The following is a 354-nucleotide window of genomic DNA, read 5'->3' on the forward strand; positions in this document are numbered from 1 at the left end:
GCCGGCGTGAACGCCAACGTCGTCGAGGTGCTGCACACCCGCCACGGCCGCGGGATGCAGCTCAGCCAGGTCGAACTCGACGTCAGCGTGGAGACGCGCGGCACCGACCACCGGCGTCACGTCATCGACGCCCTCCGCGCGGCCGGCTACGACCCGGTCGTGGACGACGAGTAGGGGGAGCGGGCCGTCCCTCCCGCCGTGCGGCTTCCGATCGGGAGCGCACGCGGACCGGTCACCTGCTTCATCACCAGCGTCGACGAAAGCTTCCGCACCCCGGGGAGCGCTCCGAGCGGTCCGTCGAACAGCTCCTGGTAGGCCGTGAGGTCGGTGGTGAGCACCCGCAGCATGTAGTCG

1 protein-coding gene is annotated in these 354 nt (G+C 71.2%); it reads right to left on the bottom strand.

Annotated elements, in window-relative coordinates; all coding sequences use genetic code 11:
* Positions 1-146: 146 nt before the first annotated feature.
* On the bottom strand, positions 147-354 hold a 208-nt coding region (locus tag SB773_RS30485), incomplete at its 5' end, for an Lrp/AsnC ligand binding domain-containing protein (protein ID WP_410593943.1).

This window comes from Bacillus sp. SIMBA_074 (assembly GCF_046534555.1).
GTDB classification, from domain to species: Bacteria; Bacillota; Bacilli; order Bacillales; family Bacillaceae_G; genus Bacillus_A; species Bacillus_A mycoides.